Annotated in this window: 12 protein-coding genes; 6 read left to right on the forward strand and 6 right to left on the reverse strand. The window is 41.2% G+C overall.

Features of this window, described 5'->3' with window-relative positions; genetic code table 11:
- Positions 1-103 precede the first annotated feature (103 nt).
- Positions 104-1,027, forward strand: coding sequence for an alpha/beta hydrolase (locus BMW61_RS11105; protein ID WP_022761771.1), 924 nt, complete (start codon positions 104-106; stop codon positions 1,025-1,027).
- Here BMW61_RS11105 and BMW61_RS11110 read toward each other — a convergent pair.
- Positions 1,024-2,565 carry a glucosyltransferase domain-containing protein gene (locus BMW61_RS11110; protein ID WP_091821894.1) on the reverse strand — a complete coding sequence of 514 codons (1,542 nt, stop codon included), beginning with the start codon at positions 2,563-2,565 and terminating at the stop codon, positions 1,024-1,026. The genes BMW61_RS11105 and BMW61_RS11110 overlap by 4 nt on opposite strands.
- 106 nt (positions 2,566-2,671) lie before the next feature.
- On the opposite strand from BMW61_RS11110, the gene BMW61_RS11115 reads away from it, so the two are divergent.
- Both BMW61_RS11115 and BMW61_RS11120 read left to right on the forward strand, forming a co-directional pair.
- Positions 2,672-4,345, forward strand: coding sequence for a hypothetical protein (locus BMW61_RS11115; protein WP_091821896.1), 1,674 nt, complete (start codon positions 2,672-2,674; stop codon positions 4,343-4,345).
- Positions 4,346-4,428: 83 nt separating this feature from the next.
- Entirely contained in the window at positions 4,429-5,499 is a 1,071-nt protein-coding gene (locus BMW61_RS11120; protein ID WP_022761774.1) for an undecaprenyldiphospho-muramoylpentapeptide beta-N-acetylglucosaminyltransferase, read from the forward strand.
- A 161-nt stretch (positions 5,500-5,660) separates the two neighbouring features.
- On the opposite strand, the gene BMW61_RS11125 is transcribed toward BMW61_RS11120, so the two are convergent.
- Positions 5,661-7,241, reverse strand: a complete 1,581-nt coding sequence (locus BMW61_RS11125) for a glucose-6-phosphate isomerase (protein WP_091821898.1) — start codon at positions 7,239-7,241, stop codon at positions 5,661-5,663.
- A 312-nt stretch (positions 7,242-7,553) separates the two neighbouring features.
- On the opposite strand from BMW61_RS11125, the gene BMW61_RS21895 reads away from it, so the two are divergent.
- On the forward strand, positions 7,554-9,869 hold the full coding sequence (locus tag BMW61_RS21895) for a glycoside hydrolase family 11 protein (RefSeq protein WP_091821911.1): 2,316 nt from the start codon (positions 7,554-7,556) through the stop codon (positions 9,867-9,869).
- A 151-nt stretch (positions 9,870-10,020) separates the two neighbouring features.
- Here the strand turns inward: BMW61_RS21895 and arfA are convergent, their stop codons facing one another.
- A complete protein-coding gene (gene arfA / locus BMW61_RS11135; protein ID WP_091821914.1) occupies positions 10,021-11,529 on the reverse strand; it encodes an arabinosylfuranosidase ArfA in 1,509 nt (502 codons plus the stop codon).
- A gap of 176 nt (positions 11,530-11,705) precedes the next feature.
- On the opposite strand from arfA, the gene BMW61_RS11140 reads away from it, so the two are divergent.
- Complete coding sequence (locus BMW61_RS11140; RefSeq protein WP_022761778.1) at positions 11,706-12,530, forward strand: helix-turn-helix transcriptional regulator; 825 nt, start codon at positions 11,706-11,708, stop codon at positions 12,528-12,530.
- Positions 12,531-12,535: 5 nt separating this feature from the next.
- Here BMW61_RS11140 and BMW61_RS11145 read toward each other — a convergent pair whose 3' ends face one another.
- Both BMW61_RS11145 and BMW61_RS11150 read right to left on the reverse strand, forming a co-directional pair.
- Entirely contained in the window at positions 12,536-13,237 is a 702-nt protein-coding gene (locus tag BMW61_RS11145) for a 5'-methylthioadenosine/adenosylhomocysteine nucleosidase (RefSeq protein ID WP_091821916.1), read from the reverse strand.
- Between the two features lie 179 nt (positions 13,238-13,416).
- Complete coding sequence (locus BMW61_RS11150; RefSeq protein WP_022761780.1) at positions 13,417-13,956, reverse strand: NADH peroxidase; 540 nt, start codon at positions 13,954-13,956, stop codon at positions 13,417-13,419.
- Between the two features lie 247 nt (positions 13,957-14,203).
- On the opposite strand from BMW61_RS11150, the gene BMW61_RS11155 reads away from it, so the two are divergent.
- Positions 14,204-15,061 carry a MurR/RpiR family transcriptional regulator gene (locus BMW61_RS11155; protein WP_022761781.1) on the forward strand — a complete coding sequence of 286 codons (858 nt, stop codon included), beginning with the start codon at positions 14,204-14,206 and terminating at the stop codon, positions 15,059-15,061.
- On the opposite strand, the gene BMW61_RS11160 is transcribed toward BMW61_RS11155, so the two are convergent.
- Entirely contained in the window at positions 15,058-17,283 is a 2,226-nt protein-coding gene (locus BMW61_RS11160) for a type 2 periplasmic-binding domain-containing protein (protein WP_175475167.1), read from the reverse strand. The genes BMW61_RS11155 and BMW61_RS11160 overlap by 4 nt on opposite strands.
- Positions 17,284-17,324 lie beyond the last annotated feature (41 nt).

Consider the following 17,324-nt stretch of genomic DNA (forward strand, 5'->3'; position numbering starts at 1 on the left):
ATCATACCATATTTCGTTAATATGTGCTATTGAATCTCCACCAATTGCACATTTTATTAGTATTTGCTAAAATTTTTATACATTACTTGCAAAGGAGGTTCCCATGAGCAAAAAGCGAAATTTCGTATTATTTGGTCTTTTTACAGCTCTCTTCGGAGGTGGAGCCGCAGCTGCATCGATTTTCTATGATATGGCAGTTGTTCCGAAAAAGAAAACACAGAAAGAAATAGACAATAACCCCATGGATTCAAAGGCAATCAGGTGGGTAAGAAATAATCCTCTCAGAGAAGATGTCTATGTAGATTCCATTGATGAGTTAAAGCTTCACGCACATTACATCAAGGCAGAGGAAGAAAGTCACAAATACGCCATTGTTATTCACGGGGTCAGAAGCGACGGTGAATATATGGGTATCTTTGCCGAACATTACCACAAAATGGGCATAAACGTACTCCTTCCGGACAACAGAGGCTTTGGACAAAGTGAAGGTAACTACACCGGCTACGGATATTTTGACAGACTTGATATTTTAGAGTGGATTTATCACATAATTAAGAATGACAAGGATGCGCATATTCTCATACATGGTGTAAGTATGGGTGCTGCGATAACCCTTATGACCACCGGTGAAAACCTACCGGATAACGTAATACTTGCTGTTGCTGACAGCAGCTACACCACCGTTTATGAAGAGTTTGCAGACATCTATAAACAGGGCAAGCACCTGATTCCTTTCCCGGTTTCATTTTTCATTATTCGTCTGCTGGTACTTATCCGCTGTGGTTATGACATAAAAAAGGTGGATGTGCTTTCAGCTGTTGAAAAGTCAAAGACACCCACTCTGTTTATTCACGGCGATGAGGATAAGGTTATAGATCCTCATATGAGCGCACGCCTCTATGAAAAGTGCAGCGCGCCCAAGCAGTATTGCCTGATACTCGGCTCCGACCATGTTGAAGGAGTCGACGTAGATCCCAAGAAATATTGGAACAAAATCGAAGGCCTTATGGAAAAGACCGACTTTTAACCATCGTCCTCATTTAGCTTCACAACCCACACACCATCGATTTGTTTTACACAGCCGTCTTCAGGGTAATTAGACATTTCCTTGAATTCGGCTGTTTTCATGAGCTTTTCTTTTTTCTCAGTGGTAATGTCCCCTGTATCAATTCCAAACCATATCTGAATAAATCTGTCCCTGTGAGTCGGAAGGAATAAGTGCTCTTCGAGTGTAGCACCTTCGAAATCCGCAAGAATAGCCCCGTGCATACTGTGGGCTGCCACCGGAAGAGGATCCGGATAAAAACCTCCAAGGATTGCCATTGGCTCACCGTACTTATATCCTCCATCCTCCAACTTTGAGATTATTCTGTTGTAATACTGCATTACACGGTTCTGGGCAACATAGCTTCTGTAATATGAGTTATTTATTACTCTCGCGCCGGCATAAGCTTCGAGAATAAGCCCTATGAAAATGAGTGATGCAAGAAATACCGATGCTTTTTTCTTTGTACCTTCTTCCCCTCTCATTATTCTCTCCATTCCAGCTATGAGGAAGAAATAGAACACGCTGTAGGAATAGATCATAACTGTGGATGCATGAGAAAGCTCTGGCGCCATCACATACACAAGTCCAAGTGCCAGAGGAAAAATTGCAAGGAGAATAAGGCATATTACTCCTCTTGAAATCTCTGAAAAGGCTTTTTTCCATATAAAAAGCAGGACCACAAGAATTATCAAAAATACAACCAGCACTCTGTTGAATAGTGTGGGAGCGCCTTTCATAAAGCTCTCCGGCGCCGTAACAAAATACTGAACAACTCTGTGGTATGCCCTAAGTATCGACAAAGCAAGGTCCGCCGGTGAGGTATGTCCTATACTGCTAAGTCCCTTATACTCGCTAAGATCAACAAACTTAAGACTAATAAGATATCCCGCCATTGCCACCGCAAGGCCAAGGAGACTTCTAAGTCCCTTCTTTATAACAAGACTCACCTTTGTTCCGTCCATCAGCATGAGGAAATAGGCAAGTACAAAAAATGAGGCAGAAAGGCCAAAGTATGCCTGATAGCATGCCATGCTAAGGAACTGCAAAACAATACCTAAAATAAAGCCATAGGTGTATTTGGATGTAAGATACACATTCAGAACACTTGCAAGAATTGAAAGCGCAAAGATTGGCGCCAGATACATGTAGTACATATTACTTGCTGTGCTGGGAAGCGTCATCATCATAACGCCTACAAGAACGGCACCTGTTATACTCTCAATTTTCAAGACAGAAACTATTACGCAGGCTGCTACCGAGAGAAAAATTATCGCCATAATGCCATTAAGAGCCGGCGCAGACCAGGGTGAAAAAATATCGTGAATGGGATCCTGGAGCCATCTTCCCAGAACTTTTCCGCCGCCAACTCCCGGTACGCATACAATATCATCCAGATTTGTAATCTTGTTTGAAATCATGAAGAAATGAACGAGAAGTCCTGTTATAAGACTGATAAAAAAGCAGAATCTATGTGTGATGGGAAGCTTTTCCCAAATCTTTTTAAGAAAATCCGGCATTTTCTTACTGTCCTCCGAAGCTTAATTCTTAGTTAGAAGTGAATTTAATTATAGCAAAAAATATGGTAGTATGAACAGACGATAAGTTTTAAGAGGGTGTGCCACAATGAGCAAATTTCAGAATACATTTTTTGGTTTTTTTCTTGTTAATCTGTTTACATTGCTGATTTTTTTAGCTGTTTTCAATTTTAAATATCCTATCAGATACGAGAACATGGGCGGAGACAATATCTGGCAGTCTGCCTCCACCGTTAAGTATGTAAATATATGGCTCGAAGAAGGTGCTGCAAAGATGCACTTTACTGCCTGCGAAAATTATCGCTCCATTGAGTTCCAGAGCTTCAATGACAGAGTCCCTTTCATAAGCTATCCCAGCGGACATATTGTTCTTGTGTGGCTGTGTGCCGTTTTGTCCGGCAGAAGCTTTATAAATATTTCTTTCGTAAAGCATCTCCAGATGATTCTTTTCGCAATTGAATCCCTACTTTTTTCAAGTTTTATTTTTGTTCTTTTTTGGAAGCACCGCATAGGCTCAAACCTTTCAAGAATTCTTATCTCCGTATCCACAGTGGCTTTATGGATGCTCCTCCCGGTAAACGCCTGGTATCTTCCAAATGTATTTTTCACTGATCAGAGCGTTTTATTGTATGTCATGCTGTTCCTGTTTCTGGAAGAGCTTTTATACATGCCGGAACTCCGGGCGAAAAAGCCTCTGATGATTTTCATAAAAATACTTCATTTTGTGACAATATATCTCGGAATCCTCACGGACTACTATTTCTGGATCCTTGCATTTTTTGTATTTGTGATGAGGATAATCGGCCTTATTCTTGATAAAAAATCCCTGCGGGATATTGTGGCATGTGGTCTTTCCTATGCCGTTCCTGTAGTGCTTGCACTCATCACTTTCCTTGTTCAGCTAAGTTTTGTCGATGGCTGGCTCGATACCTTAAAATACAAGCTCAAATTCAGAACCGGCGGTGACGACAGTCTTTCCGCGATTGTTTCAAGACTTATTGAAAACTTTACCTCCGCCTTTACTCAGGAACAGCGAAGCTTCATGTTTTATCTTTTCCTGTTCCAGTTTGTAACCGTAGTTATTGCATTCCTTACATTGAAAAAGGGTGCTCGCATAAAAACGCTTTTCACAAATACCGATATTTCACTTGTAATAGCAAGCTATATCGCTGTAGCCTTTCAGATACTTTTGCTTAAGAATCACTCCGCCGTCCATGAGTTTTCCATGATGAAAGCCGGATGGTGCGTTGCAATGACAGCTCCAATTGCTGCAGTTGCGTACGAAAGAGCCGTTACGGCTGGAAAGGATGCGGAAGGCGGCACCTTTTTTCTCGGAAGAAGGATTGCTCCTCTCATACCTGCTTTTGCTATCGCCCTCTTTATCATGATACTTATAACGGGTGTTCCCACATCTACTTCGAAGTACATAGTATCAAGAGACGGTGATGCGGATTATACCCTTGATGAATTCCTCTACAGGAATACTGATTATAATGACGTGTGCTTTTCATTTACAAACGAGATACACTACGAACCGCCAATGGATCTTACAATCTCTCACGAGAGAGTATACCTGGTTGATAGTGCAGATGAGATTGATACAAAATTCCCTGATCTTGACAGTAATGCAGTAAAACTGCTTCTTATTGATACAGCTGCTATGGATAAAAATCCCGAGTTAAAGGACATTGTCATGCCCCTTATCGGAGAATCCAAAATCAGGGCCAAACAGGATAATTACGTACTGTATGAATTGCCCTGACTAATTCAGTAATTCTATGTTTTCTTAAGAGTGCGGGCTTATTAAAACTGTGGTACTCTTATATTTAAGGAGGCTTTTTGTAAATGTCTAAGAAAATCGTTTTAACCGGTGGCGGCACTGCCGGCCACGTTACACCGAATATGGCTCTTATTCCCGAGCTTAAGGAAAGAGGCTACGAGATCAGCTATATCGGTTCACATACAGGAATTGAAAAAAAGCTTATTGCAGATTTTCATATTCCATATTATTCAATTTCTACAGGTAAACTTAGAAGATATTTCGATCCCAAGAATTTCTCTGATCCTTTCAGAGTTATGAAGGGCTTTGTTGAAGCGAGACAGCTATTAAAGAAGCTTAACCCTGATGTTGTTTTTTCCAAGGGAGGCTTTGTTTCAGTGCCTGTAATACGGGCAGCTTCAACGCTTGGCATTCCCTGCATTCTTCATGAATCCGATATGACACCCGGGCTTGCCAATAAGCTCAGCTTTTCATCAGCAAAGACCATTTGCTGTAACTTCCCTGAGACCCTTGAGCTCCTTCCAGCTAACAAGGCAGTTTTGACAGGAACTCCCATAAGAAAAGAGCTCATGAAGGGCTCGCGCGAAATGGGAAAAAAGATATGCGGCTTTAAGGATGATAAGCCGGTTATCATGGTTACCGGAGGAAGCCTCGGTGCCCAGAGCATAAATGAAACCATACGCTATGCACTTCCAAGACTTCTGCCCCATTTCAATATCGTGCACCTGTGCGGTAAGGATAAAATGGATAACTTAAAGCTCAATATGGAAGGCTACAAGCAGTTCGAATATGTCAAGAACGAGATGAAGGACATCTTTGCCATGGCAGATGTAGTGGTATCAAGAGCAGGTGCCAACGCTATCTGTGAGCTTGCAGCTCTGCGTAAGCCCAATGTTCTCGTTCCTCTTTCTGCGAAGAGCAGCAGAGGCGATCAGATAATAAATGCCCGCTCCTTTGAAAAGCAAGGCTTCTCAGTTGTTATAGACAATGAGGAACTTGATGAGGACATTCTAGTAGAGAGTATCTTTGATGTTTATGAACACCGTGAAAAATATATCGAAAAGATGAAAGAATCAAACCAGTCCGGCGCCACAGAGACAATTTTAAATATTATCGAGGATGCAGTAGCACAATAACAATATCACTCCTCGCCTAATATTCTGCTTGTATAATTTTTTATATTTTTGAAAAAACTAAGCCCCCACGCATACTACATTTGAGTTCAATCGATTATGCGTTTTTTGCAACGAGATTGAAATCAAATATAGTATACGTGGGGGCATATTATTCTAATATGTTAAATATTCAACAGATCGCTGTATACTGCAAGGGCTCCATCTGTCTCGTGTGCAAGAACCTTCTTTGCAAGTACTTTTCCGAGCTGTACACCTTCCTGATCGAAGCTGTTTAAGTTCCATACAAAGCCCTGGAACATAACCTTGTTCTCGAAGTGAGAAAGAAGTGCACCGAGGGACTTGGGATTAAGCTCGTCACCGATGATAATACTTGAAGGACGTCCACCCTTGAAGTTCTTGTTAAGGTTCTCATCCTTTTTACCACAGGCAAATGCTACAATCTGAGCTGCCACGTTAGCGCAGAGCTTCTGCTGGCTTGTGCTGCCCTGGATATCAACATCGTTCTGAAGCTGGCTGTTCTTAAAGCCGATAAACTGCATCGGGATAACATCTGTACCCTGGTGGAGAAGCTGATAGAAGGAGTGCTGTCCGTTTGTACCGGGCTCACCGAAGATTACGGGACCTGTTACATAATCTATAGGCTCTCCGAAGCGGTTTACGCTCTTACCATTTGACTCCATGTCGAGCTGCTGCAGGTGTGCAGGGAATCTGCTAAGTCCCTGTGAGTAAGGAAGGACTGCTGTTGAAGGATATCCGAGAACGTTTCTCTCATAGAATCCGATCATGGCATCAAGCATTGCGGGATTCTTCATCATGTCCTTATTAGCTGCAAGCTTATCCTCTGCTGCAGCACCATCAAGGAACTGTGCAAATACATCAGGGCCGAAAGCAAGTGAAAGAACTGCTCCGCCTACGCCTGAGGTTGAAGAATAGCGTCCTCCGATATAATCATCCATATAGAAGGCTTCAATGAAATCATCGCTCTTTGCAAGAGGAGATGTCTCAGAAGTAACGGCTATCATGTGCTTGGATGAATCAAGTCCTGCTTTCTTAAGAGCATCCATTACAAAGCTCTGGTTTGTAAGAGTCTCAAGAGTTGTTCCTGATTTTGATACAAGAATGAAAATAGAATGAGCAACATCTACAGAATTAAGAACCGCAGATGCATCATCAGGATCTACGTTACTGATGAACTTAGCTTCCATCTTAAAGTTGCCTGTTCTGTGTGCCCAGTTTTCAAGAGCAAGATACATAGCTCTGGGGCCAAGATCCGATCCGCCGATACCGATCTGAACTACTGTTGTGAATTTCTCACCCTTCTCGTTTACAATCTCACCTGAGTGAACCTTGTTTGCGAAATCAGCAATTCTCTTCTGCTCCTTCACATAGAACTCGCGCTTATTAACACCGTCAGCCATAACATCATTTCCAAGCTGTCCTCTTGTGAGTTGGTGAAGAACCATTCTCTTCTCACCGGTATTTATTACTTCGCCGTTATAGAGGGCTTCAAATTTCTCAGAAAGCTGTGCTTCCTTAGAGAGCTTATCAAGTGCTGCAAGAACGTCATCATCGATTTCCTTAGCGGCATAATTGTAGGTAAGGCCCTCAGCCATATCTACGGAATATTCCTTAACTCTCTTAGCGCCGTTCTCACCTGTCATAGCAGATACGAGATCAACACGTTTTACCTTCTTAAGCTCATCGAATGAACTTAACTTATCAAGGTTTTTCCATTCAACCATTTTGTAGAATCCTCCTAAAATTTGATACGGTAATAAACCGCCATATAAAACTCAAAAAAATGGTAAAAAAATAGTATTACTTTCGCGTTAAAGTTTAGCAAAACTTGAGAAGTGGCGCAATATCTAAGTGCTTAAATATATATAAAATTGTATACTCAAAACTATATTCATTATTTTGCATAAATATGATTGATTTTTTGACATATTGAACAATTTTACGCACTAAATTCTGTAATACATGTTTTTTTATCTTCGTATATAATACAGCCATGTTATATAGCAGACAATATAATAATAGGAGGAAAGAAGAAAGTGTTGAAGAAAGTTTTGACATCTGCGCTCGTGACTACTCTCATGTGCGCACAGCTCTTAGTACCTTCCTTGCAGGCCAAGGCAGCTACAACGCTGTACGATAATAAGACCGGCAATCAGGACGGCTACGATTATGAGCTGTGGAAAGATTACGGAACTACCAGTATGACACTGGATGCAGGGGGGGCATTCACTTGTCAATGGAGCAACATCGGAAACGCTCTTTTCAGAAAGGGCAGAAAATTCGATCAGACTAAGACCTATCAGCAGATCGGAAATATATCATTCGATTATGGTGTTGATTACAGACCGAATGGAAATTCATATCTGTGTGTATATGGTTGGACTCTTGATCCACTTATTGAGTATTACATTGTAGACAGTTGGGGTTCATGGCGTCCGCCGGGGGGATCTCCGAGAGGTCAGATCCAGGTAGATGGCGGTACATATGACGTATATGTAACAAATCGTTATAACGCGCCTTCAATCATTGGAGATACAAACTTTACCCAGATTTTCAGCGTACGTACCAGTAAGAAGGAAAGCGGTACCATCAGCGTAACCGAGCATTTCAAGGCTTGGGAGAGAATGGGTATCAGACTCGGAAGACTTACCGAGGCAGCTCTTAACATCGAAGGTTACCAGAGTAGCGGCTACGCTAACGTTTATAAGAACGTTATGACAATCGGTGGTTCCTCTTCAGGTAATCAGGGTGGAAACCAAGGCGGAAACCAGGGTGGAAACCAGGGTGGCAATCAGGGCAGCACTACTGTTCAGACCGGAACTTCCATGCAGTGCGAGCAGATGACCAAGTCCGGTCAGTACACAGGCAATATCAACAGTCCGTTCAGTGGTGTAGCATTATACGCTAATAATGACAGTGTAAGCTTTACTCAGAACTTCATTTCCGGAACTCACGATTTCACTCTTCGCGGTGCTTCAAACAACGATAACATGGCAAGAGTTGATCTCAAGATTGGCGGCGAGTACAAGGGAACTTTCTACTATGGTGGTTCTTATCCCGCTGAGTACACGATCGAAAATGTAAATCATAAGACCGGTAATCAGAAGGTTGAGCTTGTTGTTACAGCAGATGACGGTAACTGGGATGCATTCATAGATTCACTTAAGTGGAGTGGTGGTTCAGGTCAGTCTACAACACCTTCCACCGGTAACCAGGGCGGAAATCAGAGCCAGGGCGGTAACCAGGGTGGAAATCAGGGTGGAAACCAGAGCCAGGGCGGTAACCAGAGCAGCACACCTGCTCAGGGCAACACTTCCAAACAGTGTGAGGACATGACAAAGTCAGGTCAGTATACAGGAAGCATCAGCAGTCCTTTCAATGGCGTAGCATTATATGCTAACAACGACAGCGTAAGCTTCACTCAGTATTTTGCATACGGCACTCATGATTTCACTCTTCGCGGAGCTTCAAACAATAACAACATGGCAAGAGTTGATCTTAAGATCGGTGGCGAATACAAGGGTACTTTCTACTACGGCGATGCTAATACTGCTGAATACACTATCAAGAATGTAAATCACGGTACAGGCAATCAGAAGATTGAACTTGTTGTTACAGCAGATGACGGCAACTGGGATGCTTATCTTGATTCCTTCAGATGGGGTGAAGAGAGTGGACAGGCTACCGGAGCAACTGAGACACCTGCACCTGCTCAGACAGGAAACCAGACACAGAAGGATACAGGCAAGTATATCGCCCTTACCTTCGATGACGGTCCTTCAAGCACAACAAACGGTGTACTTGATGCGCTGGAGAAATACGGTGCAAAGGCTACATTCTTCCTTATCGGACAGAATATCAGCATGGATACTCTCAGCATCATGCAGAGACAGGTAAAAATGGGATGTGAACTTGCAAGCCACTCATATACTCATCAGGACATGTCCAGAATGAGCGCTCAGGATTGCCGCAATCAGCAGGAGTGGACTGCTTCAGCAATCAAGAATGCTGTAGGTGTTGACGTTAAGTTCTTCAGAGCACCTTACCTTTCAACAAGCAACACAATGCATGAGAACATCAATGCAACCTTCATTCAGGGTTCTACACATAATGACTGGGAAAACAGCACCTCTGTACAGCAGAGAGTAAACTCTGTACTTAGTGGCGCAAGAGACGGACAGATCATCCTTCTCCATGATTTCCAGGGCAATAACCAGACTGTACAGGCTCTTCCTCAGATCATCGAGGGTCTTCAGAAACAGGGTTACACACTTGTAACATTAAGTGAACTGTTCCAGAAGAAGGGAGTAAATCCCAATCAGAGATATAAGATCTGGTCAAACGTAAACTAATAAAAAAACAGAACCTGCAATTACCGCTAAGTAATTCTTTACAGGTTCCATCTCTGCTATATAGCCTTTATGGCCGGCTCAGTAATGAGCCGGCTTTTTTGTATATCTCTTTTAGGGAAGGTTAAAGAGATTACAATCTTGAATAATAGGATTATTTAGCCAGTCTGATAACGTTCCAGCTCTTTGAAGGAAGAACCGTTGTAAGGATACCCTTCTCAACCTTAGTGTTCTTACCCTCTGTGGGAGCAACGGCATTGGGCTTCTTTTCAGTATTTACAGCCTTGAGATCATCATTTGTAAGTACGATATGATCAACTAACTTGTAGCCTGCATACTGTCTGAGATCACATGTAAGCTCGAAATCTTCTCCAAGATTCTTGTTTACTGCAAAAATTGTGATTGTCTCATTTTCATCATCAGCAGTAACAACACTATCGATATAAGGAGCATCGCCGTGCTTACTCTCGTAGGAAGGAGACTTAACAACTGTGTTGAGAACCGTTCCTCTTCCGTAGAGGCTTGCGTGCATATATGGATAGAAAATGGTCTGTCTCCATGCGCCTGTATCACTTGTCATAATGGGTGCAATAACATTTACAAGCTGTGCAAGGCATGCAATCTTTACTCTGTCTGCATGACGAAGAAGTGTTATGAGCATTGAGCCCACAAGGAGGGCATCCTCAAAGTTGTATACATCCTCAAGCTGATGCGGATGCTCAACCCATTTCTCAAGCTTCTTATCCTGCTCGTTGCTGTGATACCATACGTTCCACTCATCGAAGGAAAGATTGATAGTCTTGTTCTTTCTCTTAACTGCCTTTACATAATCACAAATAGAGATTACCTGTGAAATAAATTTATCCATTGCCACATTACTTGCAAGGAAGTTTGGTGTATCATCCTCGGGATTACCATAATAGGTATGAAGTGATAAATAATCAGCAGAATCATAGCTGCATTCAAGCACTGTCTTTTCCCACTCTCCAAAGGTATCCATGTAAAGTGATGAAGATCCGCAAACAACAGTCTCTATTGAAGGATCAACAAGCTTCATTATGTGGCCTGCTCTTCCTGCCTTCATGCCGTATTCCTGTGCCGTCATATGGCCGATCTGCCAGGGGCCGTCCATCTCATTTCCGAGGCACCAAAGCTTAATGTCGTGCGGATTTTTCACACCATGCTTAATACGAAGATCACTGTAATATGTGCCGCTCTTGATGTTGCAGTACTCTACAATATTCTTTGCCGCATCTATATCTCTTGTTCCGAGGTTAACTGCCATCATGGGCTTTGTATTTGCCTTTTTACACCACTCCATGAACTCGTTGAGTCCGAACTGGTTGGTCTCCACAACGTTCCATGCGAGCTCTATTCTGCGGGGACGATCCTTTTTGGGACCTACGCTGTCCTCCCAGTTAAAGCCGGATACGAAGTTACCTCCCGGATATCTTACTATCGGTACATGTATCTCATTTATGAGCTTAATTACATCTTTGCGATATCCGTCCTTGTCCGCATTCTTATTTCCGGGCTGATAAATACCCTCATAAACCGCTCTTCCGAGATGCTCAAGGAAGGAACCGAAAATTCTCTCATCTATCTTGCTGATCTCAAAGTCTCTGTCTATGCAAAGCTGAGCCTTCTGTAATTTCTTAGCCATTTTATATCCTCCAAAATACAATCTATTGATTTTTTGTTCTTGGTAATTTTCATTATTACAGACACTAAGCCATATTTAAATGCTATTTAATCCATTTTTATTGACTTTTTGTCCTGTGTAAATTTAGAATTATTGATATAGATTTTAATACTTTCTATTCGTGAGGCATTGGATTTATGTTTAGAACTGATTACTGCGGTTATAATTACCGCAATCCCGACAAAGATATAATATACAGACCTGACGGCAGCGGCGATTATTTGTTTTTACATCTGACTTCGCCTATGACCTTTTATTTTCCTGCAGGCTCAGAAAATAGGCATAATGCAGGATATGAAACAGTTGAAAGAGACGGTCTAAGGCTTGTCCAGAAGTCTGCGGTATCAGGTGATTGTATATTATTTACTCCGGGACATCCGCAGTACTATCAGGCCGTGTCTTCTTTTTCGAACTCCTTTGTCCACTTTACCTGTGATCCAGAAGAAATCCGCGGTCTTCAGATACCGATGAACACGCTTTTCCACCCGAATGATGACGAAGCTATCATCGACTGCCTGCGGCGTATCCAATTTGAATACCTTTCAAAGCAGTCGAGAAAAGAACGTATGATAGATCTTCTTATCATGGAACTACTAATATCTGCGGAGCGAAGTATATTTAGTCCCGCGCCTTTAGAGGAAGGTGGCGGAATATACTCATTTCTCTCAGCCTTCAGAATCAATATGCTTCAAAGATGTTCAGAGGAATGGAATATAGAAAAAATCTGCAAAGAGACACACCTTGGGAGAAGTCAGCTCTATCATTATTACAAGACCTTTTTCTTCACAAGTCCCAAGGATGATCTCATCACAGCCAGAATTGATAAGGCCAAGCATCTCCTTACCAACAAAGAACTTCGTGTGTCGGATGTCGCCGAGCAATGCGGCTTTACCAACATATATCACTTCAATCGATATTTCAAAAGAGAACTGGGCTGTACTCCCAGTCAGTACAGAATGTAAAATATTTAGATAGCTTTGATGAAAGCTTCAGTAAGTGCAGCGCAGTCCTTTGCAGCCTTCTTCTCAAACTCCGGATAATCCATTATGTCGCTGCCATCTGCCTTATCCGAAATAGCACGAAGGATAACAAAAGGAATGTTGTTAAGGAAGCATGCCTGGGCGATTCCGCAGCCCTCCATCTCGCAGCAAAGACCATCAAATTCCTTCTTGATTGAATCCTTAACAGAATTATCCGAAATGAACTGATCTCCGGAGCATACTCTTCCGTCCCACAGTTTTCCTGTAATGCCGGCAGTTTCTGCTGCCTTCTTGATATTTTCCACCATCCAGGAATCAGCGGTGAACTCACGGCATCCTGTCTGAGGAATCTCACCCTTCTTATATCCGAAAATTGTGGCATCTACATCATGGTATACAGCATCAGTTGATACAACAAAGTCACCGATATCGATTTTTGCATCAAGTGAGCCTGCTGCCCCGGTATTTATTACATGGGTTACCTTGAAGTCATCCACAAGAATCTGCACACAGAGAGCTGCATTTACCTTGCAGATTCCGCTTTTTACAACAACCACTTCGCTGTTTCCGAGTTTTCCTTCATTAAACTCCATGTTTGCCTTTGTAAGAGTTCTTGTAACCGTCATTTCCTTTTTGAGGCTTTCAACCTCTATTTCCATTGCACCGATTATTCCGATCTTATAACTCATAATTCTGCCCTCTTTCTGCGCTGCTTCTATGTTTTGTCATATTAATGTTTATATAAAAGCGCTAATCTAAATTTATCATCTTCAGGCATCTGTGACAACGCAAACAAAAAGAGAGAACCGGCATCCATTGACATCGGTTCTCTCTCATATCATTTTTACTTATAAGCTCTGCTCTATATTTATTTGAAATATCTGTCAAGGAGTCCCTGGAATGCCTTGCCGTGTCTTGCCTCATCACGTCCGATTTCATGCACAATGTCATGGATAGCGTCAAGGTCAAGCGCTTTTGCTTTCTTGGCAAGATCTGCTCTGCCTTGTGTAGCTCCATATTCAGCATCAGCACGAAGCTCGAGGTTTTTCTTTGTGGAATCTGTGATGACTTCTCCAAGGAGCTCAGCAAAATGAGCAGCATGCTCAGCTTCTTCCCAGGCAGCTTTCTCAAAGAATGCGCCAATTTCAGGATATCCTTCACGAGTAGCTACTCTGCCCATAGCAAGGTACATACCTACCTCAGAGCACTCACCATTGAACATTTCACGAAGACCATTCTTGATTTCTTCAGGAGCACTGGAAGCAACACCTACAACGTGTTCGCATGCCCAAACCTTCTCACCTTCCTGCTTTTTGAACTTCTCTGCGGGAGCATGGCATACAGGACACTCTGCCGGGGGCTGATCTCCCTCATGAACATAACCACATACTGCACATACCCATTTCATAGTATAAAATCTCCTTTCTTTTAGCATAGGATATTAAATCCATCCGCTTAATTAACCCTGTAATCAAAAAAATTTATCCTTACTGATATTTAGTATAACAAATAAATCTTATACATTTTATCGTTTATAAAATTTTAATAATTGCATAAATATATTATTGTTATTTAATAATGTAATTACTGATTTTGCGATATACTATAAATGGTTAATTATGTTAGTCTCACGTTTACAGGAATGGAGATCAACTATGTCATTATTGGAAGAAAGAATTAAAAGTGTTTATGCAAATCTAACCAGAGAAGAAAGAAAAGCAGCTGATTACTGTTTAAAGAATGATTCAAGCATATACAACAATACCGTTGCAGAGCTTGCCGAAGCATCAGGTACAACACAGGCGACCTGGAGCAGATTTTCCAAGTCCCTTGGATATTCAGGACTAAAGGGCCTTAAAAGAGAAATTTTCTCAGATGCCAAAAAGGCTGAAAAAGCGGGTCCTCATATTGAATTCAAGGATATCAATCAATATACCTCAATGCAGGCTATAGCTGATAATATCTGTGCTACAAGCTCTCAGGCTATTCAGACAACCTACAGGCTCTTTGATACTCAATCCTTCGAAGGCGCCGTAGATGCTATTGTCGGTGCCAGAATGATCAGAATATTCGGAGTTGGAAGCAGTTCTCTGGCAGCCTCCGATCTTTTCACCAAATTTCAGAGACTTTCCTACAATGTGACCTACAACGAGGATTTTCATAACAGCCTTATGAACGCAGCCCAGCTTCAGGAGAATGATGTTGCTATCTTCTTCTGCGACTCCGGAAAAAGCGATGAAATTATGCAGCTTCTTAAAATCGCAAATGACAAACATTCCGAGACAGTAGCAATTACAAAGCTCGGAAACAGCCCTCTGGCTCAGGGATGTAACCATGTTCTCTTTACAACATCTCCTGAAATCGATAAAAAAAGCGGTGTAACAAGTTCAAGATTTGCGCAGCTTTTCCTTGTTGATACTCTTTATACAGCTGTTGCAAACAAAGATTTTACCAATATAAGACAGCTTCTTCAGGATTCCTACGATTTGTTCCATGATATGGGATCTTATTAAGAATTATTATCTTTTAAGTATTTTTCTATTCTGTGCTGAACAAGTGAAGATGCTTTTTCTGCGGTTATGTCCCCGATGTAGTAAGGCTTTACGGATTCTGAGATAAGGCTTACTATCTCGGGGTCTCTATATTGCAGCTTATTCAAAGAACAAATGAATTCTTTCATATATGATGCTTCACTCGTCGTCAGCGGTGTTATCACAAATTCTCTTTTTCCTATAGTTATTGTACTGTTTGTATCTACCCTTTTTCCTGAATCGTCTATGTAATACCGTGCTCTGGTCGATTTATCCATAAGGAGATCCAGAGCATTTTCATATACCGGAAAGCCCCATTCTATGCTGTACTGATACTCATCAAGAAGAAAATATCTTATAAATTCATATGCTTTTTCTTTGTACTCGCTTCTGCTGTTAATTGAAAGCATCATCCCGGGTTCAATATATGATATTCCTCCACCTATGGAAGGATAACCGTTGAAAAAGATATCCGATTTAAAATATCCGTCACGAATTATACGATAATCCTCAAAACTTGAAATGACATAGGGAAGAAGCATCGATTTGTTTTCAATATAGCAGTTTGAATCAAGAGGTTTGTAAATATCGCTATCTTCCGCTCTTTTTACTTCTCTGATTAAACTTATCAGATTGATAAAATTGTAATTCTGAAAATCGCAGGTTTTTTCTTTTATGTCAATAAAGTCAAAGCCTGATGTCTCATACAATATGTCAGCTCCTGCAAAATTCATTGTTCCCATTACATTCTGAATTTTGACATTATGCTTATTACACAGATTCCTGTAATTAGACAGACTGACCGCCTCGTCTCCAAGAAATTCACTTGAAGCAGCGCAGGTATTTATAGAAAAATATGGCATTATTGCAAACTGCTTTCCATTTTCTTTAATTGCCCCTGCAATATTCTCAATATACTTATTTGATGAAATTTCAACATCATTTCTAAGATATGAATCAATCGGTTCAAGGAATCCCTTTGAACGAAGATCGCACATGTCCGAATAAGAACTGAGGATCAGAATATCAGGACCTTTTCCTTTTTGCATATCCTCCAGTAATCTTCCGTATGCCGAATGATAACCGAGGAGACTGTTCTCTGTATAATCCGTCAGTATTATGTTATATTCCCTGTTTTCCTGATTGAATATATTTACCTGTTGTCTCACATAAGAATCACTGGTGGTAATTCCGATGGTGATGGACTTTTTTTCATCACTTTGGCTGTCTTTTTTTCTCATGGAAAAAGCACGGCTGCTTGCCGTGTTATAATCAGCTATTATTTCATACTCATCTTCTGATTTTTCAAACAAGAGAACTATATTATCCGCATAAAAAGCAGAATCAATTAGGTCGCATATTTTTCTTGTCTTTTCATCACCCTTATTGAAGGCATATATACAGTTTTTATCAATGTAATAAAAATCATTATCTGTACCTGTGAAAAACTTGGCTCCCATCGGAACTTCCTTGGGAATATTATACTTTTTCCCAAGATTCATTTTCTTTGTATCAAATTCATAAACTATATACTTCCAACTACTGTCAGTCTCAACTGCATATACTGTCCCGTCCGGAGATACAAGTAGTTCGCGGTCACCATGTATGTCCCCTTTATCTTTGGAGACAATAGCCTTTCCTTCTCCTGTCAACTCATCATACAAAGATAAACCTTCTGTGGAACAGGTAAGTATTCCTATTTCTTTGACATAAGCCATATCTCTGATGTAACCCGCAGCATCCTGAGTAGTTAACGCTGCTGCCCAGATTTGATCACCTGAAGGAGAATACTTTACAAGCTTCTTCTCTCCTTTTCCGCTATACTCATAGTCATCATTAATATTATCAACGCCCTTTTTATCGGGATAAATTGTCCTTAAAACATAAAAATTATCATTATTATCTGTGCAAAGATAATCAAATCTGGTATTACCCGAGCCTATAAGAATTTCTTCCGCTCTTGTCTGTCCATTCTTTATACGGGAAAAACTGTAATTAATGTGACCGTCATTGTTGCTTTTCTTTAACCCGTAAATCCCGCTGCTGTCGTAATTCAGGGATATATACTCATTGTTTTTTAAAAGTTCTATTCCCAGATCCTCAAAATCATAGACATAAACATCCGCACCGGTTTTCTGTGCTCTGTCATCATCATCGCCAAAATTTGCGCAAGAGCACAGAAAAGCCATAGTGCATAATAACACTACAGCTTTCCCCCATTTTATTAAATTCGATAATTTAGTCT

The organism is Butyrivibrio sp. ob235 (assembly GCF_900109475.1).
Lineage (GTDB): Bacteria > Bacillota > Clostridia > Lachnospirales > Lachnospiraceae > Butyrivibrio.